The organism is Noviherbaspirillum sp., from assembly GCF_035627455.1.
Taxonomy (GTDB): Bacteria; Pseudomonadota; Gammaproteobacteria; order Burkholderiales; family Burkholderiaceae_D; genus Noviherbaspirillum.
This window is the reverse complement of record NZ_DASPLS010000079.1, coordinates 1-25,157: the sequence shown is the minus strand read 5'-3', so window position 1 is coordinate 25,157 and position 25,157 is coordinate 1. Positions and strand designations below refer to the sequence as shown.

Here is a 25,157-nt window from a genome sequence, read left to right as displayed (position 1 = left end):
GGCTTTCCCTCGTTGAACGTGGGCAGCACGCCGCAATCGCTGGAACTGTACGCATTCGCACCCGGGCTCGATCCATCCAGCATCGAAGTCAACCTCGAGCGCGGGGTGCTGACCATCGCCGGTGAACGCAAGCCGGAATTTTCGGAGCAGGATGAAAAGACGTCGCTGCACATCAATGAACGTTTTGCGGGCCGTTTCCGTCGCGTGGTGAGCCTGCCGGAGGATGACGTGAATCCGAGCGGCGTTTTGGCCGAGTACCGCGACGGCGTGCTGCACGTTTCCATCAAGCGTCGCGAGGCGCCGAAGCCGCGCCGCATCGCAATCCAGTAACAAGGAGGAACGATCATGAACCAGAACACCAGTGTGACGAAACAGGGCAACGGCAGCGCCCGCCCCGAAGCCGCGCTGCTGCCGCCGGTCGACGTCCTTGAAGATGCGTCCGGCATCACGCTGCTGGCCGACCTGCCGGGCGTGTCCAGGGACAAGCTGAACCTGCAGCTGGAAGCCGGCAGCCTGACGATCGAAGGCGAGGTGACGCTGAATACGCCGGAAGGGATGGAGTCGGGCCTGGCCGAAGTGCGCCTGCCGCGCTATCGCCGCGTGTTTACGCTGTCGAAGGAACTTGACAGCGAGAAAGCGTCGGCGGAGTTCAGGAACGGCGTGCTGAAGCTGCGTATCCCGAAGGCGGAACATGTGCAGCCGCGCAAGATCGAAATCAAGGTGGTGTAGGCCCGCCGCCCTTTGTCGGTCGGGCGGCGCACTGATTCGATGGAGGTAAATGATGAAATTCGAAGGGTTCAAGGGAGGTCTGTCGACCTTCTGGGATTCGGTCGCGGAAGGCTGGCAGCACATGCGGCAGGCGGCGGCCGGCGCGATCACCAGCTTCAAGCCGAGCGCGCAGACCAACATGCCGGCCAAGAACGACGTCGATGATGCGTTCTTCATTCCGTCCACCGGCTGGTCCATGCTCGGCGGCGACGTGTTCGAGGACGACAGGAGGCTGGTCGTACGGCTCGAAGTGCCGGGACTGGACAAGAACGACCTCGACATCGAGGTGGAAGGCGCGACGCTGATCGTGCGCGGCGAGAAGCGCTTCGAACGCGAAAGCTCGGAAGGGCGTTACCGCGTGCTGCAGTGCGCCTACGGCAGCTTCCGCCGCATGGTGCCGTTGCCGGTTCCGGTGGTGGCGGAGCAGGCGCAGGCGAGCTATCGCAACGGCGTGCTGCGCGTCGAACTGCCGAAGGCGGAAATCGAACCGCCGAAAAAGATGGCGGTCAAGGTGGACTGATGCGATCCGGCGTCGCCCGCGCGGCGGCGCCGGATTTTTCTTTCCCGCACCTTATCTGCGCCTGATGCATTCGATGTAGGCGGCGCCGTCCGGCGGCAGGCCGCTGCGCTGCGAATTCCAGATCATCTCGCCCAGGCACTCCATCATCTCGTGATGCGCATCATGCTCGGAGCCGAGCCGTTGCGCGAGCGCGAGGAAGGCAGCGCGGACGCCCGGCGGCTGGTCGATGGAAATCTGCTCGGCGATGGACAGATGCATCGACAGGTGCAGGAAGGGATTGCTTTGTCCGCGCTCGACCGAATAGTCGGCGGCCAGAGCCGCTTCCGCGTCCTTCAGCGCATCCTCGTACTCGTCATGCTGCATGATCCAGTCGCGCGCGATCGCCTCCAGCGGCGTCAGGATTTCCTTCGCCTGGATCTTGCGGAAGGTTTCGCAGAAGAAGCGGCGCACGTCGTGCTGGGAAGGATTGAACATGGTAACCGGTGCAAGTGCGACAAACGCCTATTGTACCGCCCGGCGCGCGCCGTTCGTTTAAGATATGCTGCGTTTTCCGCGCTGCGAGCGCGGTTCCGGATCACCATCGCAAATGGAAGACATGATGCTCAACGACGCTGCACTCCGTACACTGTTTCTCGACGCCCGCACGCACAATGGCTGGTCGGACAAGCCTGTTCCCGATGCGCTGCTCGCGCAACTCTATGACCTGATGAAATGGGGGCCGACCTCGGCCAACTGTTCGCCGGCGCGCATCGTGTTTGTAAAGTCGCCGGAGGCGAAGGAAAAGCTGCTGGCGTGCATGAACGAAGGCAATATCGAAAAGACGCGGACAGCGCCGGTGACGGCGGTGATCGGCATGGACATGGAGTTCTACGAGAAGCTGCCGCAACTGTTTCCGCACAATCCGGAGGCACGTTCCTGGTTCGCCGGCAACCAGCCCAACATCGACGCAACCGCGATGCGCAATTCCTCACTGCAGGGCGGCTACTTCATCCTGGCCGCGCGTGCGCTCGGGCTCGATTGCGCGCCGATGTCCGGCTTCAATGCCGACAAGATGAACGAGACCTTCTTCAAGGGTACGCCGGTAAAGGCGAACTTCGTGTGCAGCCTGGGCTATGGGGATGCCAGCAAGCTGCACGCGCGCGGGCCGCGGCTGGCGTTCGAAGAGGCGTGCAGGATCGTTTGAGGGAAGGCTTTCTTGAGTTTGTTACGTGCGACTGTGAGCTTGTGCATGCGGGCACAATGCCCGGCATTTCGCAATGCCTTTCCCCGTCATTCCCGCGAAGGCGGGAATCTATAGGGAGCCAGGAGAATTCGCCTCGGTATGGATTCCCGCCTTCGCGGGAATGACTGGGGGAGCGGTGGGGCGCATCGGGTGGCGAATCCGCAGGCACACCGCCGCCCCGCCGACAAATGGTGCGCATGACGCACCAATAGGGCAACAAGCGCGCCGCAGGCCGCCTAGACGCCCTTGTCCGGCAGCGGCGTCTTTTCCCTGAACTCGCACAGGTCGTTGATGATGCAGTTCCAGCACTGCGGCTTGCGCGCGATGCAGGTATAGCGACCGTGCAGGATCAGCCAGTGATGCGCATCGTGCCGGAATTCCGGCGGCACGAACTTCAGCAGCTTCTGCTCGACCTGGTCCACATCCTTGCCCGGCGCCACGCCGGTGCGGTTGGACACGCGGAAGATATGCGTATCGACCGCAATCGTCGCTTCGCCGAACGCGGTGTTGAGCACCACGTTCGCGGTCTTGCGGCCCACCCCGGGCAAGGCCTGCAGGTCTTCGCGCGCGCGCGGCACCTCGCCGCCGTGCTTTTCAAGCAGGATGCGGCATGTCTCGATCACGTTCTTCGCCTTCGTGCGGTAGAGGCCGATGGTCCGGATGTACTCTTCCAGCCCGTCGACGCCGAGCGCGAGGATGGCCGCCGGCGTGTTGGCGACAGGATAGAGCCGGCGCGTCGCCTTGTTGACCGAGACGTCGGTCGCCTGCGCCGACAGGATCACGGCGATCAGCAGCTCGAAGGGCGTCGTATATTCCAGCTCCGTGGTCGGATGCGGATTGGCCTGCCGGAAGCGGCGGAAGATCTCGAGGCGTTTTTCGGCGTTCATTGCGGGTCTTTTTGCTGTTCGAGACGGTGATTGATGTCGTCGATCTGCTTCTTTACCGAGCGCGACACATCGGCCATGCCGGTTGCGCCCGCCGCCTGGGCCGCCATCTGTTCCTTTTTCAGGCGCGCGCGTTCCATCGCCGCCTGGATGATGGCCTTCTTGCGTTCCGCCGCCGCCTTCTCCTCGTCGGACAGCGCGGCTTCCGTTTCCACCGCCTTCAGCTTGGCGGCCGCCTTCGCAGCCAGGCGCGCGTCGTTTTCCTCCTTTTCGCGCCGCAGCCGCGCGACGCGGAAATTGTGACGCTCGCGCGCCGCATCCGCCTGCTCCTGCGACCATGCATCCCACCCGGTCCGGCCGGGCGTGACGTCGACCATGGCGATGCAGTCGACCGGGCAGGGCGCAACGCACAGGTCGCAGCCGGTGCAGAGCGCCGGCACCACGGTATGCATCTGCTTGGCGGCGCCGGCGATCGCATCGACCGGGCAGGCCTGGATGCAGAGCGTGCAGCCGATGCACAGGCTTTCGTCGATGACGGCGACCGGGCGCGGCCTTTCCGCGCCGTTGATAGGATTGAGCGGAATGACGGGCTTGCCGAGCAGCTTCGCGAGCCGGGCAACGCCCTCGGCGCCGCCGGGAGGGCACTGGTTGTAGCCGGCGCTGCCATGCGCAACCGCTTCCGCATAGGGACGGCATGCCGGATAGCCGCACTTCGTGCACTGCGTCTGCGGCAGCAGGTCTTCGATCTGGTCGGCCAGCGTTTTGGGAATGGAGGACACAGCGGGTTTTTTGCAGCAAAAAACAGAATTATCCCGGCAAATGCCGCCTTCCACAAACAAAAAAGCCGTTCTCCCTTTCGGGAGAACGGCTTTCGCTTACACCGGTCGGTAAATCAGGAATGCGCGGTAATGAATTCGCCGATCTTCGGGCACACGATTTCGCGCCAGCGGCGGCCGGAGAAGATGCCGTAATGGCCGGCCTTGGGCACGGTGAAGTGCTGCTTCTTCGACTTCGGAATGCTGGTGCACAGGTCATGCGCAGCCTGGGTCTGGCCGGCGCCGGAAATGTCGTCGAGCTCGCCTTCGATGGTGAACAGCGCGACATTCTTGATGTCCTGCGGACGCACCAGCTTGCCTTCGACTTCCCAGGTGCCCAGCGGCAGGCGGAATTCCTGGAACACGATCCTGATGGTCTCCAGGTAGTACTCGGCCGGCATGTCGAGCACCGCGTTGTACTCGTCATAGAACTTGCGGTGCTCTTCCGCCGATTCCTGGTCGCCCGCGCGCAGGTGCATGTAGAAGTCCCAGTGGCTTTGCGCGTGGCGGCCCGGGTTCATCGCGATGAATCCGGCATGCTGCAGGAAGCCCGGATAGACCTTGCGGCCGAAACCCGGATAGTTGGGCGGCACACTGTAGATCACCTTGTTCTCGAACCAGGAGAACGGCCGCTTGATCGCCAGGTTGTTCACCTCGGTCGGCGACTTGCGCGGGTCGATCGGGCCACCCATCATGGTCATCGTCTTTGGCAGCATCGGATCGTTTTCCGACGCCATCAGCGAGATCGCCGCAAGCACCGGGACGGTGGGCTGGCACACTGAAATCACGTGCAGGTCCGGGCCGAGGCGGCGGATGAATTCCTGCACGTAGTAAATATAGTCATGCAGATGGAACGCGCCCTCGGACGTGGGCACCATGCGGGCATCGGTCCAGTCGGTGATATACACGTCGTGCTTGGACAGCAGCGCGCGCACGGTGTCGCGCAGCAGCGTGGAATGGTGGCCGGACAGCGGCGCGACCAGCAGCACGGTGGGCTGCTGCAGGGACGCGAGCTTCTTGTCGCTCATGTCCTTCTTGAAGTGGATCAGGCGGCAGAACGGTTTCTGCAGCGCGACTTCCTCGAACACGCCAACGGACTTGCCTTCGACGGGAACGGTTTTGATACCGAATTCGGGCTTTTCGTAATCCTTGCCGAGCCGGTACATCAATTCATAGCCGGCCGCGATGCGTTGCGCGAACGGCGTGTGGGCGAGTGGCGAGACCGGGTTCGTGAACAGCTTTGCAGAAGCTTCCGCCCATTGGATGAGCGGGTTCAGGAAGGTGCGGTTCAGCTCGTGAAATTGGTAAAGCATAAAGGCCTCTTTCAAGTGGTACCGGTGTCGTTAGATTCTGCAGATAAACATTTATTGCTGCAATGCATCATGTGCAATTTTCCTGTATTTCTATGGAAAAATGATTCTTTAACGCCAGTTTTGCCACAGTTGCACCTACGACGCTTCGGATGCGGTTCCGCGACGAGTATTGCGCCAAATCAATTGCAAACACAACATATCACAAACTGCATCATCGTTGAGAAGCGGAGAATGCGGCTTTCACTTCACTTTTCCGGCCCATGCCCTTATATGTGTGCCGACGGGTAAAACACCATCGTCCTGCCCTTATATTCTGCTTTTGTCTCACTGCCTGATAGAAAGCGGAGCATAAAGCGTGCCGAAGAGGGGCGCCGGCGCATTTATCGTTCCTTTCCTGCTGCATTGCGAAAGAAGTCGGGGGAGATGTTTTCAAATTGCTATTTTTGTCGATGCCGGCGTTTGTAGTTTTTACCTGTCGGGGTACGGTCCGGCGTCTGCCGCATTCCTGTTGCCGGATGCGCGCGTGAGCGCTTCATGGCCGGCGCTGGCACCAGCCGCTACTCTGCCCCCTTTCTGTCTCTTTCTTTCCGACAGCCGCTGCGAAGCGTTGCGCCGCTGCCGACATCTGTCCACGACAGCAACGGCATGTGTTTACAACTTGCATCCTGGCGTGGAATGCCGTGAAGGCCGGTGTAGCCGCGGGAGAGGGCGGCGGCGAAGCGGGTGGGGCGGGAACGATCTCGAGCGGGCAAAAAAAACGCTCCGGCCCTGCGGCACGGAGCGTTCTTCTTGTAGCGGGTATCTTACTTGGCCAGATGGTCCAGCTTTTCCTTCACATCCTTCCACTCGTCGGCGTCGGCCAGCGGGTCCTTGGTCTTCGTGATCGAAGGCCACTTGCGTGCCAGTTCGACGTTCAGCTTGATGAAGTGCTGCTGGTCAGCCGGCACGTCCTCTTCCGCATAAATTGCATTGACCGGGCATTCGGCGACGCAGACGGCGCAGTCGATGCACTCGTCCGGGTCGATCGTGAGGAAATTCGGGCCCTCCCTGAAGCAATCCACCGGGCATACGTCCACACAGTCCGTGTACTTGCAGCGGATGCAGGATTCGGTCACAACGTGGGTCATAACAGTCCTATTTATGTTTTGAAAATCTGGTCTGCGGATGGGGCGAGGGGCGGCTGTCATTTGCGCACGCCGGCACCGGCTACCCGCCGCAAAGCCTTGTATTTTAAGATATCTGGATGTTTCCCACAAACCGGATTTATACAGTTTATGAATAAGCAAATGCGGGAAAATCCGCAGGCGCCGCCAGGGAAACCGCCGCGTGGGGCGCAGCGTTCCCGATCGAACTTGGCGGATTGACAATGGCGCCGGCATGATGCGTTTCGATGAATAATTTGTGCCGGCCATTTGAAATTAAATCAAGCGCGAAGACGGCGGCGCGACCTGCATGTTCCGGTAGACTTCGGTGCCATTCAACAAGGGATCAATATGGATACGTCCGCCGCTCGCCAAGCCATTTTCAAACGCATTCGCGCTGCCCAGAACCGTCCCGCACAACCCACGCAGGAGGAAATGGACGCGGTGCTGCAATATCTTGCTGCCCGTTCGCGCGGGCCGCTGCCGGCCGTCGGTCCCGACCTGGTCGCGCACTTCACGCAGCAGGCCTTGCGAATGTCGGACACGGTGGACGAGGTGCGCACGCTGGATGAGGTTCCTGCCGCCGTCGCCCGCTACCTGGGCGGCATCACAGTCGCGCCGAAGGCGATTGCCTGGAACACGCTGGCAGGCATGGCGTGGCGCGAAGCCGGGATGGAGGTCGAGTTCCGCCGGCCCCGCAACGAAGACCTGGTGGGCATCACCGGCGCGTTCTGTGCGGTGGCGGAAACCGGCAGCCTGATGCTGCTGTCCGGCCCGGACACCTGGTCCTCGGCGGGGCTGCTGCCCGAAACCCACGTTGCCATCCTGCCGGCATCCCGCATCGTCGCCCATATGGAAGACGCATTCGCGCTCGCCCGCGCGGAGCACGGCGAACTGCCGCGCGCCATCAACTTCATCTCGGGGCCTTCACGCACCGGCGACATCGAACAGACCATCGTGCTCGGCGCGCACGGTCCCTACCGGGTGCATGTGGTGCTGGTGCGCGACGCGTAAACCAGCACATGCCGGCGGGGGATTCGTAAAACTACGTACCTGCGGGCGCTCGGAGCGGCCGACTTTCCAAGCTACAATGGCCGCCAATAAGACAATGGAGACCATCAGTGCGTACCAGAATCCGCGTCGGCCTGGCCGGCCTCGTTCCCGTGTTCCTTCCGACCTTGTCCCATGCCGCCGAGATCGACGGCAGCCTGATGTCGGCATGGTGGGGCATCCCTTTCGCCGGCCTGCTGCTGTCGATCGCGTTTTGCCCGTTGTTTACACCGGCATTCTGGCACCACCATTTCGGCAAGGTGTCGCTGGCCTGGTCGCTGGCCTTCCTGCTGCCGTGCGCAGTCACCTTCGGTAGCGCTGCCGCCGTCGGCACCGCCGTGCACGCACTCATCGCCGAGTACATCCCGTTCATCATCCTCGTGACCTCGCTGTTCGTGGTCGCGGGCGGCATCAGCCTGCGCGGCAACCTGCACGGCACGCCGGAGTTGAATACCGGCCTGCTTGCGCTGGGAACGGTGCTGGCGAGCATCATGGGAACGACCGGCGCCTCGATGCTGTTGATCCGCCCGCTGATCCGTGCCAACGACAATCGCAAGCATGCGGTCCACATCGTGGTGTTCTTCATCTTCCTGGTGTCCAACGCCGGCGGATCGCTCACCCCACTCGGCGACCCGCCGCTGTTCCTCGGTTTCCTGAAGGGAGTGGACTTCTTCTGGACCATGAAGAACATCTTCCCCGAGACGCTGTTCCTGTGTGCCGCGCTGCTGGCGATCTTTTACCTGCTCGACCGCCACTACTACCACAACAAGGAAGAGGCGCTGCCGCCCGTCCTGGACCCGACGCCGGATTCCCCGCTTCGCTTCAACGGCAAGATGAATTTCATCCTGCTGGCGGCCATCGTCGGCCTGGTCCTGATGAGCGGGCTGTGGCATCCGGGCATCGGGTTCACCGTGCTTGGCACCGAAGTCGAACTGCAAAACCTGGTGCGCGACACGCTGCTTGTCGCGGTGATTTTCATCTCGCTGTGGATCACGCCGAAGGAGGCGCGCAAGGACAATGAGTTTTCCTGGGGGCCGATCCAGGAAGTGGGCAAGCTGTTCGCCGGTATTTTCATCACGATCATTCCGGTGATCGCCATGCTGCGCGCCGGCGAGTCCGGCGCGTTTGCCCCGGTGGTGCAAGCGGTTACCGACGGCAGCGGGCAGCCGATCAACGCGATGTATTTCTGGGCCACCGGACTGTTGTCGTCCTTCCTCGATAACGCGCCGACCTATCTGGTATTCTTCAATACAGCCGGCGGTGATCCGGCCGTGTTGATGACCACGCTTGCCAGTACTTTGGCGGCAATCTCCTGCGGAGCGGTGTTCATGGGCGCCAACAGTTATATCGGCAATGCGCCCAACATGATGGTCAAGGCCATCGCCGAAGAGCGCGGGATCAGGATGCCGTCCTTTTTCGGCTACATGGCATGGTCCGGCGCGGTCCTGGTTCCGCTGTTCATCGCAATGACCTTCCTCTTTTTCAGCTGACAGGACATGGACAGACCGAGGATACTCGTGACGCGGGCGATATTTCCTGACGTCATTGATGCGCTTTCGCAGCATTTCGACGTCGAGTCGAACCAGGATGACCGCATTTTCAGCAGCGACGAGCTGATTGCAAAAGCCGCGGGCAAGGACGGCATTTTCACGACGCCGAGCGAGCGCATCGGCGCGGATGTGATCGCCGCGTGCCCGACGCTGAAGGCAATCTGCAACATGGCGGTCGGCTACAACAATATCGATGTTGCCGCCGCGACGCAGGCCGGCATCATCGTCACCAACACCCCCGACGTGCTCAACGAGACGACCGCGGATTTCGCCTGGGCGCTGCTGCTTGCCACCGCCCGCCGGGTGACCGAATCGGAGCACTGGCTGCGCGCCGGGAACTGGAACAAGTGGCGCTACGATACCTTCCTCGGCGCGGACGTGCATGGCGCGACGCTGGGCATTCTCGGGATGGGCCGCATCGGCCAGGCGATCGCGCGGCGTGCCGCCGGCTTCAACATGCGGGTGATCTACCATAACCGTTCCCGCCTCGCGCCGGAGCTCGAGGCGCGCGCCAACCACGCGCAATACGTCGGCAAGGATGAGCTGCTGCGCAGCGCCGACCATCTCGTCCTTGCGCTGCCGTATTCGCCGCAGGTCCACCATACCGTGGGCGCGGCCGAACTGGCGCTGATGAAACCGACGGCCACCCTGGTCAATATCGCGCGCGGCGGCATCGTCGACGACGCTGCGCTGATCGCCGCGCTGCGGGCGAAACGCCTCGCCGCGGCGGGCCTGGACGTGTTCGAGAATGAGCCGGCATTCGACCCGGCCTTCCTGACGCTGTCGAACGTGGTGCTCACGCCGCATATCGCCAGCGCTTCCGAACCGACGCGGCGCGCGATGGCGCAGTGCGCCGCAGCGAACCTGATTGCGGCGTTGACTGGCGGCAGTCCGCCGAATATTCTTAATCCCGACGCGATCAACAAGGGATAAGGGATGGCCGACATCAGCATCACCCAGGCGCACAAGCTGCCGCACAAGAAGGCGAAGGCGGCCGCACAGAAAGTGGCCGATCAGATGGCCGAGGAATACGACATGGAGTCGGAGTGGAACGGCGACGTGCTGCTGTTCAAGCGCAGCGGCGTGTCCGGCAGGCTTACGGTTTCGGACAGCAACGCCCATCTCGAAATCAAGCTCGGCTTCCTGCTCAAGGCCTTCGCGCCGACGATCGAAGAAAAAGTCTCCGCCAAAATGAAAAAGGTGTTCGGCGCAAAAGCCTGAACACCTTTCTGCCGCAACCGCCGTTCCTGCCGGCGGCTTGTTTTCAACCCTTCAGTTCGTTGATCAGGTCGACGTACTGCTGCATCGCGTCGTCCTTCGACGTGCCCTTGAGCGCATCCCATGCATCGTACTTGGCGCGGCCGACCATGTCGGTGAAGCCGGGGCGCTTGCCGTCGACGTCGCCGGCGCTGGCCTGCTTGAACAGCGCGTAGATCTTCAGCAGCGTCATGTTGTCCGGACGCTCCGGCAGGTTCTTCGAATCGGCGACCGCCTGGTCGAATTGACTTTGCAGACTCATGCTTTTCTCCTGTAAGAGGCTGTGATAGTGTCTAGTAGGCCGTGCAGCGACGCACGCGATGCTGCAAAACATAACATAGAAGAAAACAGGCACAAACGAAAAGCTCTAGAGGGGATACTCCATGTTGTCGGAAGCCGTGCCGGCCCTGCGCCGGGAAAGAATGTCCACCGTCGACACCGCATGGCTGCGGATGGACTCGGACGCGAACCTGATGATGATTGTCGCCGTCCTGATGTTCGACCAGCCGTTGGACATGCAGCGCTTCCGGCGCGCGATCGACACCCGCCTCCTGAAATACAGCCGCTTCCGCAGCCGGGTGGAACACGATCTGACCGGCGGCGCCTGGTGGCGGCCGGACGGGATCGACCTCGACGACCACATCATCCGTACCCGCCTGCCGGACGGAAAACCGGGCAACAAGAAAGCGCTGGAGCGCCTGGTCGGCGAGTTGTCCGGCACGCCGCTCGACCCGAAAAAGCCCCTGTGGCAGATGCATGTGGTCGACAATTGCGTCGGCGAAGACGGCGAGGTTCGGCAATCGATCATCGTGCGCATCCACCACTGCATCGCCGACGGCATGGCGCTGGTCGGCGTGCTGCTGTCGCTGTTCGAGCGGACCCGCGATCCGGCCGATGACGCGGAGGCGGTGCCGCCGCCGCTGCCGGACGAGGACAATCCCTGGCTGCACCTGATGCAGCCGGTGACCAAGGCCACGATCACCGCGATCAACATGTCCACCGCGGTGTGGACCAAGTACATGTGGATGCTGGCCGACTCCAACCAGGCGCTGGGCAAGCTGACGGACATGGGCGGCATGGCCGGGCGGATGACGGTGGACGCGGTGAAGCTGCTGGCGATGGCGGACGACTCCCGCACGCGGCTCAAGGGAAGACCGAAGGGCAGCAAGCATGTCGCGTGGAGCGAGCCGCTGCCGCTGGACGAGATCAAGGCGGTCGGCAAGGCATTCGGCGGCTCGGTCAACGATATCCTGATGTCCTGCGTGGCCGGTGCGATCGGCTCCTATCTGCGCGCCCGCGGCGACAGTGTGCCCGGCAACACCGAGTTGCGCGCGATGGTGCCGGTCAACTTGCGCAAGGCCGGCAAGGAACAGAAGCTGGGCAATGCATTCGGGCTGGTGCCGCTGGTGCTGCCGATCGGCATCGAGGATCCGGCGGCCCGGCTGGAGGAAGTGCGCCGTCGCATGGATGAGCTCAAGGGCGGCTACCAGGCGCTGGTGGCGATGGCGGTGCTCGGCGTGTTGGGCGCGACGCCCAAGCAGATGCAGAACGAAATCCAGAACTATTTCGCACGCAAGGCAACGGCGGTGATGAGCAATGTGCCGGGGCCGCAGGCGCCGTTGTACCTCGCCGGCAGCCGGCTCGACCAGATCATGTTCTGGGTGCCGCAGTCGGGAGACATCGGCGTCGGCGTATCGATCCTGAGCTATAACGGCGGCGTGCAGTTCGGCCTGGTGACCGACGAGGCGCTGGCGGCTGATCCGCATGCCATCATCCGGCGCTTCCAGCCGGAGTTCGAGAAACTGGTGATGCTCGCGCTGATGCGCGAGTGGTAGGGCTATTCCCGGCCACCGGCCACCGCGGCGCCCGCACGGACGGCGCCGCCGGCGACGCTGGTCGCGGCACCGACAGCGACCGAGCCTGCGGTGACGCCGGCACTGACCGCCGTGCCGGCAACCGAAGCCGCGGTCGTGGCAACCGTCACCACCGCGCAGCCTTGCAACAGGAACGCCGCGGCGGCTGCGGCGCAGAAGGATATCTTGGAGAGCATGCCTGGATCCGGAAGCCGGCCATAGGCCGGGAGCTTAATGTAGGAGCGTACGCGGCGGCCAGGGGGCGCCGCGTACGCCGGATCATCCTAACACCGTTCCAGACAGTAATAATTCAAAAGCGCAAGATATTCTTCAGACGCCCAACAGTTCCACTTCGAAAATCAGCGTCGCGTTCGGCGGAATCACGCCGCCGGCGCCGCGCGCGCCATAGCCGAGCGTCGACGGAATGATGAGCTTGCGCACGCCGCCGACCTTCATGCCTTGCACGCCTTCGTCCCATCCCTTGATCACATGGCCGGCGCCGAGCGGAAAATCAAAGGGGTCGTTGCGATCCTTGCTCGAATCGAACTTGCGGCCGGCGCTGCCGTCCGGATTCTGCAGCCAGCCGGTGTAGTGCACGGTCACGTGCTGGCCGGCCTTTGCCTCGTCGCCGGAGCCGACGCTGATGTCTTCGTATTGCAGGCCGGAGGCCGTCATGGTGGTGGACATGTGTTTTCCTTTTTTGTGCTGGTTGATCAGTGCCGGGATTGTAACAGCCGGGCGGGAAGGCTACAGCAACCGCGTTTCCTGCGCACGCACGACCAGCTCCTGCTGGCGGAACCGTTCCTGCAGCACTTGCCGGTAGCTGCGCCACCATGCTTCGTCGAGGTCATCGGCCATCACTTCGTAGACCACGAGGTCGTCGCGCACGGTCTTGCCATCCTCCTCCCGCCACAGGCCGCCGGCGGGAGAACGGGTATACGTGGTCAGGCCGCCGAAACGTGCGAGGATGTCGTCCCGGGTGCGCAGGTAGACGTCGCGCGGAAGTTCTTGGCCTGTATTGTCATACAGCGGCAACAGTAGCTGGATCAGGAACATGTAGGGGGCCTTGGGCGTCAGGGGTGTAAGCGTCGGGCGATCCGGTCAGCAGGGCAGGGACAGCCTTGCCATTTCCACTGGTCAGGTTTCGTGGCCGGCGTCATAGCGCTGCCTCCCGGCGGTTAGACAATTGTTGCTGCCAAAGTGCCGGCAGATGCGCCGCAGGGACGTGCCCCGACGACCCCACGTGCGCGGCATGTTCGCCCGTCGCCGGACCAGTTTGGGATATCCTGTGCGCACCGCGGCCGGGCAATCGATGGTGCCGCTCGCCGTACCGCATGCCCGGGGCGGGCACAACAACGGGGATGGAAAAGGATGATGGAAACTGCTCGGAGGCCGTACTGATGCGGCCGATACTGGTTGCCTTCGGGCGAGCCCTGCTGTCGCAGCTGCATATCCGCATGCTGTTGCTGACGGTTCTGCCCTTCATTGTTTCAGTCGTGGTATGGGCTGTGGCGCTCTGGCTCGGCCTGCAGCCGATGATCGACTGGCTGCATGCCTACTTTGCCGGCAGCGGCGGTTTTGCCGCGGCGGGAAGCGTGCTCGGCTGGCTTGGAATGGATGCGCTGCGGACGGTTCTCGTGCCGCTGCTGGCAATGTGGGTGCTGCTGCCGTTGATGATCCTCACCGCGCTGGTGTTTGTCGGAACGATGGCCATGCCCATCATCGCGCGCCATGTCGGCGGCCGCCACTATCCGACGCTGGAAAAGAAGCGCGGCGGCAGCGTGCTCGGCAGCCTCTGGCTCGCGAGCTGGGCCTTCCTCGTGTTCGCGGTGCTGTGGCTGCTGACGCTGCCGCTGATGCTTTTCCCGCCACTGACCTTCGTGGTGCAGCCGCTGCTGTGGGGCTGGCTGACCTACCGGGTGATGGCTTATGACGCGCTGGCCGAACATGCAAGCACGCAAGAGATCAAGGACATCCTGCGCATGCATCGCTGGCCGCTGCTGGCAATCGGCGCGACCACCGGTGCGATGGGCGCGGCCCCGACGCTGCTGTGGCTGGGCGGCGCGCTGTCGGTGGTGTTTTTTCCGCTGCTCGCGGCGGGCGCCATCTGGCTGTACGTGCTGGTGTTTGTGTTCACCGGCCTGTGGTTCCAGCACTATTGCATGGACGCGCTGATCGCATACCGCTCGCATGCGCAGCCGGTGGCCGCGGCGCCGCAGATCAAGGACCTCAACTGAAAGGATGAAATCCGGCGGCTCAGGCATAATGGCCTTTTGTCCCCCGGAGCATGTGCATGGCCATCGGACTCATCATCATCGGCGACGAAATCCTTTCCGGCAAACGCACCGACAAGCATTTTCCCAAGGTGGTCGAGCTGCTTGCCGCGCGCGGACTGCAGTTGGCCTGGGCGGAATACCTGGGTGACGAGCGCGAGCGCATCACTGCGACGCTGCGGCGCACCTTCGCCAGCGGCGACATCGTGTTTTCCTGCGGCGGCATCGGCGCCACCCCCGACGACCACACGCGCCAGTGCGCGGCGGCGGCGCTCGGGGTCCCGCTGGAACTGCATCCCCAAGCCAGGGAAAAAATTGCGGAGCGCATCGCCGACGTCGCGCGCGAAGCGGGCAAGGAGCCGGACTATACGTCACCGGACATGGTGCACCGCTTCAGGATGGGCGAATTTCCGCGCGGCGCGGACATCATCCCCAATCCCTACAACAAGATCCCGGGCTTCGCCGTCCGCCATGGCGAGGGCGCGCACTATTTCGTTCCCGGCTTCCCGGTCATGGCCTGGCCGATGATCGAATGGGTGCTGGACATGCATTACCCGCACCTGTTCCGCAAGGTGCCGCGACTGGAAAAAGCGGTGCTCGTATTCGAGCAGGCGGAGTCCGCGCTGACGCCATTGATGGAGTCGGTCGAACTGGAATTCCCGCTGGTGAAGGTGTTCAGCCTGCCGAGCGTGGGGGATGCGACGATACGCCGGCATATCGAGCTCGGCGTGAAAGGCGAGCCGGAGCAGGTGACGGCGGCATTCGCAAGAATGCTGGCGACGCTGGACGGCATCGGGGCCGAGTACCGCCACGTCTGACAGCGGCGGAATTTGAGCGGCGTCCGGGGCGCGCCGGCGACGGCCAAAAAAAATGCCCCGGTCAATCGGGGCATGCGAAGCGGTACCGTAAGAGGAGGAGACTTGGGTACCGGGGAGATCGCGCTACAGCTTGCCGATCCCGGCACGGCCAGCGGCCATGCCGGCACCGGTCATTACTTCTTCGCCGCGCGGGCAGCCTTCGGCGCGGCGGTCTGGGTGAACTGGCCGACGGCGTTGTTCAGGTTGGCTTCGAGGGTTTCGACAGCCTGCTTGGTGGTCTTCGTCAGTTGCTCGTAGCCTGCGTTTGCATTGCCGATCGCCGTCTTGAGCATGGCGACGGCGTTCTCGGAACCGGCCGGTGCGTTCTTGGAGATTTCCTCGATCAGTTCCAGCACCTTGCGGCTGGTTTCGGAGATCTGGGCTTCGGCGGCCTTGGTGAATTCAGCCTGCACGCCGGAGGCGATGCCTGCCAGGTGGCGGCCGTAGGCCAGTGCCTTTTCGGCGTTCGGTTGTGCTTGTGCAGCAGCCAGCGACAGCCACTCTTGGGCATCCTTCGCAGCCAGGAATTGCTTCGCTGCAGCATTGGACTCTTCCAGCGAGGCCTTGGCCAGGTTCAGGTTCAGGTCGACCACCTTTTCCACGCCTTCGAATGCCTTGTTGGTCAGGGCGGTGAGCAGCGACAGCTGCGCTTCGAAATTGGCTTTGGATGCGGCGGAAAACTGCTCGGGAATGGTAAACATGTTGTCTCCTCAAGAGGGCAATTGATCGATGAAATGGGATCGCGGCAAAATCTTTCTTTTGTGCGTCGCAACAATGCGTATTTTAAGAACATAATTTGCCGTGTCAACATTTTTTGTTGCGGAGCATCAAAAAGCTGCATCCGTATCAAGAACTTGAACACTGGCAAGTTATGGTTTGCAAAATCATAACAATATGGCGGCCGGGGCGGCGTGCTAAACTCGCCTGCCTGCCCTTTACGTAAACGTCAATCTTGAAAGCCTTCTACAGCGATCATTTCGTGTTGCCGCTTCCGGAGGGGCACCGCTTCCCGATGCAGAAATACCGGCTGCTGCGCGAAGCCGTGCTGGCTTCGCTGCCGGAGGTCGAGGTGCACGAGGCACCGTGCGCCACCGACGGGGTGCTCGCGCTGGCGCATCACCCGGCCTACATCGACAGGGTGTCGCGCGGCGCGCTGACGGAAGCGGAGCAGAAGGCGATCGGCTTTCCCTGGTCGCTGCAGATGGTGGAGCGCTCGCGGCGCTCCGCCGGCGCAACCATCGCCGCTTGCCGCGCGGCACTCGAATCCGGTATTGCCGTCAACCTCGCCGGCGGCACCCATCATGCCGGCCCGGACCGCGGCGAAGGCTTTTGCGTATTCAACGATTCGGCGATCGCCGCCCGCCTGATGCAGGCCGAACGCAGGGCACGGCGGGTCGCGATCGTCGACCTCGACGTGCACCAGGGGAATGGCACCGCCGCCATCCTTGCGGGCGACGATTCGGTATTCACCCTGTCGCTGCATGCCGAAAACAACTATCCGTTCGCCAAGGCATGCAGCGACCTCGACGTGCCTCTCGCCGACGGGACCGGTGACGATGCCTATCTTGGCGCCCTGCGCTCCGCCCTGGTGGAGATGTTCGGACGTTTTTCGCCCGACCTCATCCTCTACCTCGCCGGCGCCGATCCGCACGAGGGCGACCGGCTCGGCCGCCTGAAGCTGACGCTGGCCGGGCTGGCGGCGCGGGACCGGCTGGTGCTCGATGCGGCGTCCGGCCGAGGCATTCCGGTCGCCGTCACAATGGCGGGCGGCTACGGCAAGAACATCCAAGACACGGTTGCGGTGCACCTGCAGACTGTCATGATTGCCTCCGGCTATTTCCGCGGCGCGCGCGCCGCCCGTTCTGCATGACTTCCACTTCCCGCTCGCCCGATTCCACCCGCCCGGCCGCTCGCCCGGCCAGTCCCTGGGTATCTGCCATGCCCTTTGTCTTCGTGCTGATCTGGAGCACCGGCTTCATCGTCGCGAAGTTCGGACTGCCGTATGCGCCGCCCCTGACCTTCCTGCTGCTGCGTTTTGCCGGCGTGCTGGCCGTCTTGCTGCCGCTGGTGTTCCTGATGCGCGCGCCATGGCCGGCCGGCAGGGTGCGGCATATCGCGGTCGCAGGGATCATGGTGCAGGCCGGTTATCTCGGCGGCGTGTGGTGTGCAATCAAGCTTGGCATGCCGGCCGGCTTGACCGCGCTCATCGTCGGCATGCAGCCGATCCTCACCGCATTCGCCGCGCCGCTGGTGGGCGAGCGCGTGCAGGGGCGGCAGTGGATCGGCCTGCTGTGCGGCCTTGCCGGCGTCGGCCTGGTGGTCGCCAATAAGATTTCGCTGGACGGCTTATCATTGCAGAGCATCGCACTGACGGTGTTTGCGCTGCTGTCGATCACCGCGGGCACCCTGTACCAGAAGCGCTATTGCGCGAGCTTCGACCTGCGTACCGGAACCGTTATCCAGTTCGCCGCATCGCTTGTGGCGGTGCTGCCGTTCGCGCTCGCGTTCGAGGATTTCAGCCCGGCGCTCACTGGCGTGCAATGGACGCCGAATTTCATCGGCGCGCTGCTGTGGTCGATCTTTGCGCTGTCGATCGGCGCGATCTTCCTGCTGTTCGCGCTGATCCGCAAGAGCGCGGCGACGCAGGTGACCAGTCTGCTATATCTCACCCCGCCGACGACCGCGGTCATGGCGTGGGTGATGTTCGGGGAGGCGTTCAGCACCGTCGCCGTGTTCGGCATGATGCTGGCCGTCATTGGAGTGGCTCTTGTAGTGAGAAAGTGATTCATGCGACCAGAAGCAAACAAGCGCAGCGACTATAAGCACTTCCATGCCATCACGACGCGATGGATGGACAACGATGTCTACGGACACGTGAACAACGTGGTGTACTACAGCTGGTTCGACACCGTCGTCAACGAATTCCTGGTGGCTAACGGGGTGCTCGACTTCGAGCACAGCCCGGTCATCGGCCTGGTGATCGAGACGCAATGCAACTACTTCGCGTCGGTCGCCTTTCCGGATCGGGTGACGGCTGCGCTGCGCGTGGCCAAACTGGGCAATTCCAGCGTGCGCTACGAGGTCGGGATTTTCCGGGGGGACGAGGAACGGGCCTCCGCGCAGGGACACTTCGTGCATGTCTACGTCGATCGCGTCTCGCGGCGGCCGGCGACGATCCCGGACAACATGCGAAAAGTTCTGCAATCGATCGAGGTCACGCCGGCATGATCGAGTCCAGCGAACAGAAAATCGTCGACGTCGCCATCACCTCGCGCCGCTCCATCCGCGCCTTCCTGCCGACACCGGTCGCGCGGGAAGATATCGAAGCGATCCTCGGGGTTGCCTCGCGTGCGCCTTCCGGCACCAATACCCAGCCGTGGAAGGTGTATGTGCTCACCGGATCGGCCAAGGAGCGGCTGTCGGCCCAGGTCCTGCGCGCGCACAACGACCCGGCGCTCGCGAAGGAACATACCGAAGAATATGCGTATTACCCGCGCGAGTGGGTGTCACCGTATATCGACCGGCGGCGCAAGGTGGGCTGGGACCTGTATGCACTGCTGGGCCTGACGCGCGACAACAAGGAGGGCATGCATGCACAACACGGCCGCAACTACAAATTCTTCGATGCGCCGGTCGGCATGATCTTCACCATCGACCGCGTCATGGAGCAGGGGTCGTGGCTGGACTACGGCATGTTCCTGCAAAACATCATGGTGGCCGCACGCGGACGCGGACTCGATACCTGCCCCCAGGCGGCGTTCACGCAATTCCACCGGATCATCGGCGACTTCCTCCAGCTTCCGCCAAGCGAGAGGGTGGTTTGCGGCATGTCGCTCGGTTTTGCCGACCCCGGGAAAATCGAAAACACCCTTCTGACGGAGCGGGCGCCGGTATCAGAATTTGCAAAATTCATCGACTGACCCGGTTCGCGGTTCTGCTTTGCAACAAACTTTCATTGCAAAGCAGAACCGATGTTGCGGATCCTCAATTATTGATTAGAAAACCGTTTAATTCCCTGCGCTAACTACTTAATTCGCTTGCCGATTTTCACTATTTTGCTAGACTGCAAGATATAATGCCGGCTTGCAAGAATTAAGAGGTTTGCGATGATCCGCTCCGCGCTGGGAATTCTCGTTGCTTTAGTGGCGTTTTCCGTCGCCGCGCCGTCCGCGGTCGCGGGTACGGCCAGCAAGCCGGCTGCGAAAAAGCAAGCGCTGAAGAAAGCATCGAAGCCCAAGGCGGCATCGGCAAAGCGCCCGAAGGGGACCGCCGCCAAAGCGGCTGCCCAGGCCTCGTCCGCCAGGCGCGCAGCGCTATCCAGGAAACCCGCGGTCGCCCGCAATATCGCCGCCCGCCCGTCAGCCACATCGTACCAGCGCGTCTCCTACGCGCCCGCTCCGCAAAGCGTGGCACCGGTCATGACCGCAGGCGACATGGCCGGCCTGCATCTCACGCGTGATGCCCTGGCGCTGAAATCCAACGCTGCCTTTGTGATCGACCAGAATACCGCGCAGGTCCTGTTCGAGAAGAATGCCGGTGTCGTACTTCCGATCGCTTCGCTGACCAAGCTGATGACCGCGCTCGTCGTCGTCGAGGCGCGTCAGGACATGCATGAAATCCTGGAAGTGACGGCCGACGACATCGATCGCGAAAAGAACAGTTACTCGCGCCTGCGGGTCGGTTCGCGCATGAGCCGCGCGGACATGCTGCATATCGCCCTGATGAGCTCCGAAAACCGCGCCGCCTCCGCGCTCGGCCGGCATTATCCCGGCGGCCTGCCGGCGTTCGTCGCGGCGATGAACGCGAAAGCCAGGGCGCTGGGCATGAACGATACCCGATACGTCGATTCCACCGGTTTGTCCAGCCACAACGTCTCGACGGCGCGCGATCTCGCCCGGCTGGTGGCAGCAGCGTACCACTACCCGGTGATCCGCGAGTATTCGACGGATGGGCGTTACGCTGTCAATCCCGGCGGCTATCAGCTCCATTACATGAATTCGAATCGCCTGGTCATGAACGCCGGCTGGGAAATCGGTTTGCAAAAAACCGGGTATATCGCCGAGGCCGGCCGCTGCCTGGTGATGCAGGCGCGCGTGGATGGCCGGCCGGTGGTCATGGTGTTCCTGGACTCCAAGGGAAAAGAGTCGCGTCTGGCAGACGCCGGCCGCGTGCGCAAGTGGCTGGAGGGGGCGCGACCGCAGGCGCTGCACCAGGCGCCTGCGCATCAGGGGTAACGGCAAGCGCTGTTGCCGCACTGAAGCTTCTTCCTCCGGGATTGTTGTTTATTTAACGGCTGCGTCCGACCGGCGCAGCCGTTTTGCTTTACCTGTGTTACATTGGGACGAGGAATCTCCGTTCCTGCCCCATGGGTAATAAAACCGAGTTGAGCGGCGGAATCCAGAACGACTACTGCTTATCATTTGTCAGTGGCGGCCTGATGACCCTGCAATGGCTGTTGGAGCCGTGTTTGCATGAAGGTCAGCCGGCCGCTTTTCATTACCGCAATCGAATCGTGTTCACACCCAAAGTTCTGCTGGTCAATGACGATGCCGCGAGCCTGCTCGCGCTCGCGAGCCTTCTGGATAGCGACGGGAAAACCTACAGGGTCATCACCGCGCGTTCCGGCGAAGAGGCGCTGCGCCAGGTGCTGAACCATGATTTTGCCGTCATCCTGCTTGACGTCAGCATGCCTGGCATGGATGGCTTCGAAACCGCGGAAGCAATCCATTCCCATCCGCGCTCCGCATCGGTCCCGATCATTTTTGTCACCGCGCATTATGCGGACGAAATGAACCGCCTGAAGGCCTACCAGAAGGGCGCGGTCGATTACCTGTTTACACCGATCATTCCGCAGATCCTGCAAACCAAGATTTCGGTTTTCGTCGAACTGGCCAGGAACAACCTGCAGCTCCAGCGGCAGAAGCAGGAGCTGGAGAAGCTCAACCACGACCTGCAGGAACAGCGCAAGCAGGACCTGGATCATATCAATGAGCGCCGTCTCGCCGAGGAGGCGCTGCGCCAGTCGCAGGAAGAACTGCGCCAGCTTGCCAGCTACCAGGAACGCATCAAGGAAGACGAGCGCAAGCGGATCGCGCGCGAGATCCATGACGAACTCGGGCAGAATCTGCTGGCGCTTCGCATCGATATCGCGATGCTGCATGCCCGCACCGGCAATACCCACCCGAAGCTGAACAGGAAGGTGCAGGCGGTGCTCGAGCATATCGACAGCACGATGAAAGCCATGCGCGCGATCATCAACAACCTGCGTCCGACGGTGCTCGATCTCGGCCTGAACGCGGCGATCGAATGGCAGGTCAAGGAATTCCAGCGGCGTACCGGAATCGCCTGCGACCTGAGGATGCCGGAGTCGGAAGTGGTGGTGGACGACAACCGCGCGACGGCGCTGTTCCGGATTCTGCAGGAGTCGCTCAACAACGTGTTCCGCCACGCGCGCGCCACCAAGACCACCATCACGCTGCACAAGACCGGCGAGCGCCTGCTCATGACAGTCGCCGACAACGGGGTCGGCATTTTCCCCGGCTGCCGGCGCAAGGCGAATTCCTTTGGCCTGGTGGGCATCAAGGAGCGTATCAGCTCGCTCGGCGGCGAACTGTCGATCGACACTGCGCCCGAGACCGGTACCGCATTGACCATCTCGGTCCCGCTCCCGTCCGTCGATCACGCCGAGCCACCCCGGCTCGCCGCCGCCAAGATCTCGCCCGCGCGCGCAGGGCGCAGGATGTCCGACGGGCTCAAGCAAGTCAGCACAAGTGCCAAGCGGGTCGCGCCGCCGCGGCGCGGCAAGGCGGTTCGGGCGGATACCTCCACGGACTGACCTGTCTCCAGCCGCGTCTTTCCCGGTTTGATAATTATCAATAGTGTGTTCGGTAAGGCGGCCGCCCGCGTGCCCCCATGTTGCCGGTGCTTGCCGTTTGCACCACAATACTCACGCACTTTCTTAACGGAAATGGATGCACGGCAACGAGCCGGCTCCACCCCTCCCGCGTAAAACGCCGTTTTACTGCTTTGCCTCGACCTTGCCCGAAATCGAGCGTGCCAAGCGCTTCCGCTTGCGCCGGTGGCAGCCTGCGGTGGTGCGCCGTTTGCCGCGGGCAGGGAAATAATCTGCAGCGGCATTTCTTGAATCGCATACGGAGACTGAGATGGACACCAGGACAGAGCTGAGGGACGAACTGGACGAGCGGCTCTTGCTCGGCGTGCTGACTGCACTGAAGAAAGGCGATTTTTCGACGCGCATGCCGTCGGACCTGACCGGACTGGCGGGAAAGATCGCCGACACGCTGAACGACATCATGGAAGCCAACGAGCAGCTGACGCAGGAAATCACGGAAGTCAGCCGGGTGGTCGGCCGCGAAGGACGGCTGACCCAGCGCGCATCGGTGCCGAGCGCCGCCGGCGGCTGGGCCACGATCGTCAAGTCGGTCAACACCCTGATCGACGACCTGGTGCGCCCGACCACCGAGATGGCGCGCGTGATCGGCGCGGTGGCCAAGGGCGACCTGTCGCAGACCATGGCGCTGGATGTGGACGGACGTCCGCTGAAGGGCCAGTTCCTGCGCGCGGCTTCCACCGCCAACACCATGGTGGACCAGCTGTCGTCGTTCGCGTCGGAAGTGACGCGCGTGGCACGGGAAGTGGGTACCGAGGGCAAGCTCGGCGGCCAGGCCAACGTGCCGGGCGTGGCCGGCACCTGGAAGGACCTGACGGACTCGGTCAACTCGATGGCGGGCAATCTCACTTCGCAGGTGCGCAACATCGCCGACGTGACCACCGCGGTGGCCAACGGCGACCTGTCGAAGAAGATCACGGTGGATGTGCGCGGCGAAATCCTCCAGCTCAAGGACACCATCAACACCATGGTGGATCAGCTGCGCTCGTTCGCGTCGGAAGTGACGCGCGTGGCAAGGGAAGTGGGGACCGAAGGCAAGCTCGGCGGCCAGGCTTATGTGCCGGGCGTGGGCGGCACCTGGAAGGACCTGACCGACAACGTGAACTTCATGGCGTCCAACCTGACCGGCCAGGTGCGCAACATCGCGGAAGTGACGACCGCGGTGGCGACCGGCGACCTGTCGAAGAAAATCACGGCCGATGCGAAGGGCGAGATCCTGCAGCTGAAGGACACCATCAACACCATGGTGGACCAGCTGTCGTCGTTCGCATCGGAAGTGACGCGCGTGGCGCGGGAGGTGGGCACCGAGGGCAAGCTCGGCGGCCAGGCCCAGGTGAAGGGCGTGGCCGGCACCTGGAAGGATCTGACCGACTCGGTGAACTCGATGGCAGGCAACCTGACAGCGCAGGTGCGCAATATCGCGGAAGTGACGACCGCCGTGGCCAACGGCGACCTGTCGAAAAAGATCACCGTGGATGTGAAGGGCGAGATCCTCGAGCTGAAAAACACTATCAACACCATGGTGGACCAGCTGTCGTCATTCGCATCGGAAGTGACGCGCGTGGCGCGGGAGGTGGGCACCGAAGGCAAGCTCGGCGGCCAGGCGCAGGTGAAGGGCGTGGGCGGCACCTGGAAGGACCTGACCGACAACGTGAACTTCATGGCGTCCAACCTGACCGGCCAGGTGCGCAACATCGCCGACGTGACCACCGCGGTGGCGCGCGGCGACCTGTCGAAGAAGATCACGGTGGACGTGAAGGGCGAGATCCTGGAGTTGAAGAACACCATCAACGTGATGGTGGACCAGCTGAACTCTTTCGCATCGGAAGTGACCCGGGTGGCGCGGGAAGTCGGCACCGAAGGCAAGCTCGGCGGCCAGGCGAATGTGCCGGGCGTGGCCGGCACCTGGAAGGACCTGACCGACTCGGTGAATTCGATGGCCGGCAACCTGACCGGCCAGGTCCGCAACATCGCCGACGTGACCACCGCGGTGGCGAACGGCGACTTGTCGAAGAAGATCACGGCGGATGCGAAAGGCGAGATTCTCGAGCTGAAGAACACCATCAACGTGATGGTCGACCAGCTGAACTCCTTCGCGTCGGAAGTGACGCGCGTGGCGCGGGAAGTGGGCACCGAGGGCAAGCTCGGCGGCCAGGCCAACGTGCCGGGCGTGGCCGGCACCTGGAAGGACCTGACCGACTCGGTCAACTCGATGGCGGGCAACCTGACCGCGCAGGTGCGCAACATCGCCGACGTGACCACCGCGGTGGCCAACGGCGACCTGTCGAAGAAGATCACGGTGGACGTGCGCGGCGAGATTCTTCAGCTCAAGGACACCATCAACACCATGGTGGATCAGCTGCGCTCGTTCGCGTCGGAAGTGACGCGCGTGGCAAGGGAAGTGGGTACCGAAGGCAAGCTCGGCGGCCAGGCGAACGTGCCGGGCGCGTCCGGCACCTGGAAGGACTTGACCGACAACGTGAACTTCATGGCGTCCAACCTGACCGGCCAGGTGCGCAACATCGCGGAGGTGACGACAGCGGTGGCGCGCGGCGACCTGTCGAAGAAGATCACGGTGGATGTGAAGGGCGAAATCCTGGAGCTGAAGAACACCATCAACGTGATGGTGGACCAGCTTTCTTCCTTCGCGTCGGAGGTCACCCGGGTGGCACGCGAAGTGGGCACCGAGGGCAAGCTCGGCGGCCAGGCGCAGGTGGAGGGCGCGGCCGGCACCTGGAAGGAC

At 62.9% G+C, this 25,157-nt stretch carries 28 protein-coding genes; 18 read left to right on the top strand and 10 right to left on the bottom strand.

Features of this window, described 5'->3' with window-relative positions; all coding sequences use genetic code 11:
- From VEC01_RS15245 to VEC01_RS15235, 3 genes are all read left to right on the top strand, one after another.
- Positions 1-330, top strand: a 330-nt coding sequence (locus tag VEC01_RS15245) for an Hsp20/alpha crystallin family protein (protein WP_324901756.1), incomplete at its 5' end; no start/stop codon positions are given.
- 15 nt (positions 331-345) lie between these two features.
- The gene (locus tag VEC01_RS15240) at positions 346-729 is read left to right on the top strand and encodes an Hsp20/alpha crystallin family protein (protein WP_324901755.1); all 384 of its coding nucleotides are present in this window, start codon (positions 346-348) and stop codon (positions 727-729) included.
- 49 nt (positions 730-778) lie between these two features.
- Complete coding sequence (locus VEC01_RS15235) at positions 779-1,288, top strand: Hsp20/alpha crystallin family protein (RefSeq protein WP_324901754.1); 510 nt, start codon at positions 779-781, stop codon at positions 1,286-1,288.
- A gap of 51 nt (positions 1,289-1,339) precedes the next feature.
- Here VEC01_RS15235 and VEC01_RS15230 read toward each other — a convergent pair whose 3' ends face one another.
- Positions 1,340-1,762, bottom strand: coding sequence for a DUF1841 family protein (locus VEC01_RS15230; RefSeq protein ID WP_324901753.1), 423 nt, complete (start codon positions 1,760-1,762; stop codon positions 1,340-1,342).
- 121 nt (positions 1,763-1,883) lie between these two features.
- On the opposite strand from VEC01_RS15230, the gene VEC01_RS15225 reads away from it, so the two are divergent.
- Positions 1,884-2,471: a malonic semialdehyde reductase gene (locus tag VEC01_RS15225; RefSeq protein ID WP_324901752.1), complete on the top strand. Its 588-nt coding sequence runs from the start codon at positions 1,884-1,886 to the stop codon at positions 2,469-2,471.
- Positions 2,472-2,746: 275 nt separating this feature from the next.
- On the opposite strand, the gene nth is transcribed toward VEC01_RS15225, so the two are convergent.
- From nth to fdxA, 4 genes are all read right to left on the bottom strand, one after another.
- A complete protein-coding gene (gene nth, locus VEC01_RS15220) occupies positions 2,747-3,397 on the bottom strand; it encodes an endonuclease III (RefSeq protein ID WP_324901751.1) in 651 nt (216 codons plus the stop codon).
- Positions 3,394-4,173 (bottom strand): electron transport complex subunit RsxB, encoded by a 780-nt coding sequence (gene rsxB / locus VEC01_RS15215; protein ID WP_324901750.1) that lies wholly within the window; start codon positions 4,171-4,173, stop codon positions 3,394-3,396. Before rsxB ends, nth begins: the two co-directional genes overlap by 4 nt.
- Before the next feature lie 113 nt (positions 4,174-4,286).
- Complete coding sequence (locus VEC01_RS15210) at positions 4,287-5,522, bottom strand: polyhydroxyalkanoate depolymerase (RefSeq protein ID WP_324901749.1); 1,236 nt, start codon at positions 5,520-5,522, stop codon at positions 4,287-4,289.
- Positions 5,523-6,325: 803 nt separating this feature from the next.
- Positions 6,326-6,649, bottom strand: a complete 324-nt coding sequence (gene fdxA / locus VEC01_RS15205; protein ID WP_324901748.1) for a ferredoxin FdxA — start codon at positions 6,647-6,649, stop codon at positions 6,326-6,328.
- 366 nt (positions 6,650-7,015) lie between these two features.
- On the opposite strand from fdxA, the gene VEC01_RS15200 reads away from it, so the two are divergent.
- From VEC01_RS15200 to VEC01_RS15185, 4 genes are all read left to right on the top strand, one after another.
- Positions 7,016-7,678, top strand: coding sequence for a lactate utilization protein C (locus VEC01_RS15200; RefSeq protein WP_324901747.1), 663 nt, complete (start codon positions 7,016-7,018; stop codon positions 7,676-7,678).
- Between the two features lie 107 nt (positions 7,679-7,785).
- Positions 7,786-9,204, top strand: coding sequence for a sodium:proton antiporter (locus VEC01_RS15195; protein ID WP_414691455.1), 1,419 nt, complete (start codon positions 7,786-7,788; stop codon positions 9,202-9,204).
- A gap of 6 nt (positions 9,205-9,210) precedes the next feature.
- On the top strand, positions 9,211-10,197 hold the full coding sequence (locus VEC01_RS15190) for a D-glycerate dehydrogenase (RefSeq protein ID WP_324901746.1): 987 nt from the start codon (positions 9,211-9,213) through the stop codon (positions 10,195-10,197).
- 3 nt (positions 10,198-10,200) lie between these two features.
- Positions 10,201-10,485: a polyhydroxyalkanoic acid system family protein gene (locus tag VEC01_RS15185; protein WP_324901745.1), complete on the top strand. Its 285-nt coding sequence runs from the start codon at positions 10,201-10,203 to the stop codon at positions 10,483-10,485.
- A 43-nt stretch (positions 10,486-10,528) separates the two neighbouring features.
- On the opposite strand, the gene VEC01_RS15180 is transcribed toward VEC01_RS15185, so the two are convergent.
- Positions 10,529-10,783, bottom strand: coding sequence for an acyl-CoA-binding protein (locus VEC01_RS15180; RefSeq protein ID WP_324901744.1), 255 nt, complete (start codon positions 10,781-10,783; stop codon positions 10,529-10,531).
- A gap of 121 nt (positions 10,784-10,904) precedes the next feature.
- On the opposite strand from VEC01_RS15180, the gene VEC01_RS15175 reads away from it, so the two are divergent.
- Complete coding sequence (locus VEC01_RS15175) at positions 10,905-12,356, top strand: wax ester/triacylglycerol synthase family O-acyltransferase (RefSeq protein ID WP_324901743.1); 1,452 nt, start codon at positions 10,905-10,907, stop codon at positions 12,354-12,356.
- A 2-nt stretch (positions 12,357-12,358) separates the two neighbouring features.
- Here VEC01_RS15175 and VEC01_RS15170 read toward each other — a convergent pair whose 3' ends face one another.
- From VEC01_RS15170 to VEC01_RS15160, 3 genes are all read right to left on the bottom strand, one after another.
- A complete protein-coding gene (locus VEC01_RS15170) occupies positions 12,359-12,571 on the bottom strand; it encodes a hypothetical protein (RefSeq protein ID WP_324901742.1) in 213 nt (70 codons plus the stop codon).
- 133 nt (positions 12,572-12,704) lie between these two features.
- On the bottom strand, positions 12,705-13,061 hold the full coding sequence (locus VEC01_RS15165) for an FKBP-type peptidyl-prolyl cis-trans isomerase (protein WP_324901741.1): 357 nt from the start codon (positions 13,059-13,061) through the stop codon (positions 12,705-12,707).
- A gap of 60 nt (positions 13,062-13,121) precedes the next feature.
- Positions 13,122-13,430, bottom strand: coding sequence for a hypothetical protein (locus VEC01_RS15160; protein ID WP_324901740.1), 309 nt, complete (start codon positions 13,428-13,430; stop codon positions 13,122-13,124).
- A gap of 344 nt (positions 13,431-13,774) precedes the next feature.
- Between VEC01_RS15160 and VEC01_RS15155 the strand changes: the two genes are divergently transcribed.
- Together VEC01_RS15155 and VEC01_RS15150 are read left to right on the top strand one after the other, a co-directional pair.
- Positions 13,775-14,611, top strand: a complete 837-nt coding sequence (locus tag VEC01_RS15155; protein WP_324901739.1) for an EI24 domain-containing protein — start codon at positions 13,775-13,777, stop codon at positions 14,609-14,611.
- A gap of 56 nt (positions 14,612-14,667) precedes the next feature.
- Positions 14,668-15,465, top strand: coding sequence for a competence/damage-inducible protein A (locus tag VEC01_RS15150; protein ID WP_324901738.1), 798 nt, complete (start codon positions 14,668-14,670; stop codon positions 15,463-15,465).
- A gap of 173 nt (positions 15,466-15,638) precedes the next feature.
- Here the strand turns inward: VEC01_RS15150 and VEC01_RS15145 are convergent, their stop codons facing one another.
- Positions 15,639-16,205, bottom strand: coding sequence for a phasin family protein (locus tag VEC01_RS15145; RefSeq protein ID WP_324901737.1), 567 nt, complete (start codon positions 16,203-16,205; stop codon positions 15,639-15,641).
- Positions 16,206-16,456: 251 nt separating this feature from the next.
- On the opposite strand from VEC01_RS15145, the gene VEC01_RS15140 reads away from it, so the two are divergent.
- The 7 genes from VEC01_RS15140 to VEC01_RS15110 form a co-directional block, all read left to right on the top strand.
- The gene (locus VEC01_RS15140; protein ID WP_324901736.1) at positions 16,457-17,374 is read left to right on the top strand and encodes a histone deacetylase; all 918 of its coding nucleotides are present in this window, start codon (positions 16,457-16,459) and stop codon (positions 17,372-17,374) included.
- Between the two features lie 68 nt (positions 17,375-17,442).
- Positions 17,443-18,288, top strand: a complete 846-nt coding sequence (locus VEC01_RS15135) for a DMT family transporter (protein WP_324901735.1) — start codon at positions 17,443-17,445, stop codon at positions 18,286-18,288.
- Between the two features lie 3 nt (positions 18,289-18,291).
- Positions 18,292-18,732, top strand: a complete 441-nt coding sequence (locus VEC01_RS15130) for a thioesterase family protein (protein ID WP_324901734.1) — start codon at positions 18,292-18,294, stop codon at positions 18,730-18,732.
- Entirely contained in the window at positions 18,729-19,424 is a 696-nt protein-coding gene (locus VEC01_RS15125) for a nitroreductase (RefSeq protein ID WP_324901733.1), read from the top strand. The genes VEC01_RS15130 and VEC01_RS15125 overlap by 4 nt, the downstream gene beginning before the upstream one ends.
- Positions 19,425-19,610: 186 nt before the next feature.
- Positions 19,611-20,738, top strand: a complete 1,128-nt coding sequence (pbpG, locus tag VEC01_RS15120) for a D-alanyl-D-alanine endopeptidase (RefSeq protein WP_324901732.1) — start codon at positions 19,611-19,613, stop codon at positions 20,736-20,738.
- A 278-nt stretch (positions 20,739-21,016) separates the two neighbouring features.
- Positions 21,017-22,339: a response regulator gene (locus tag VEC01_RS15115; protein ID WP_324901731.1), complete on the top strand. Its 1,323-nt coding sequence runs from the start codon at positions 21,017-21,019 to the stop codon at positions 22,337-22,339.
- A 328-nt stretch (positions 22,340-22,667) separates the two neighbouring features.
- A partial coding sequence (locus VEC01_RS15110; RefSeq protein WP_324901730.1) for a HAMP domain-containing protein occupies positions 22,668-25,157 on the top strand: 2,490 nt, incomplete at its 3' end.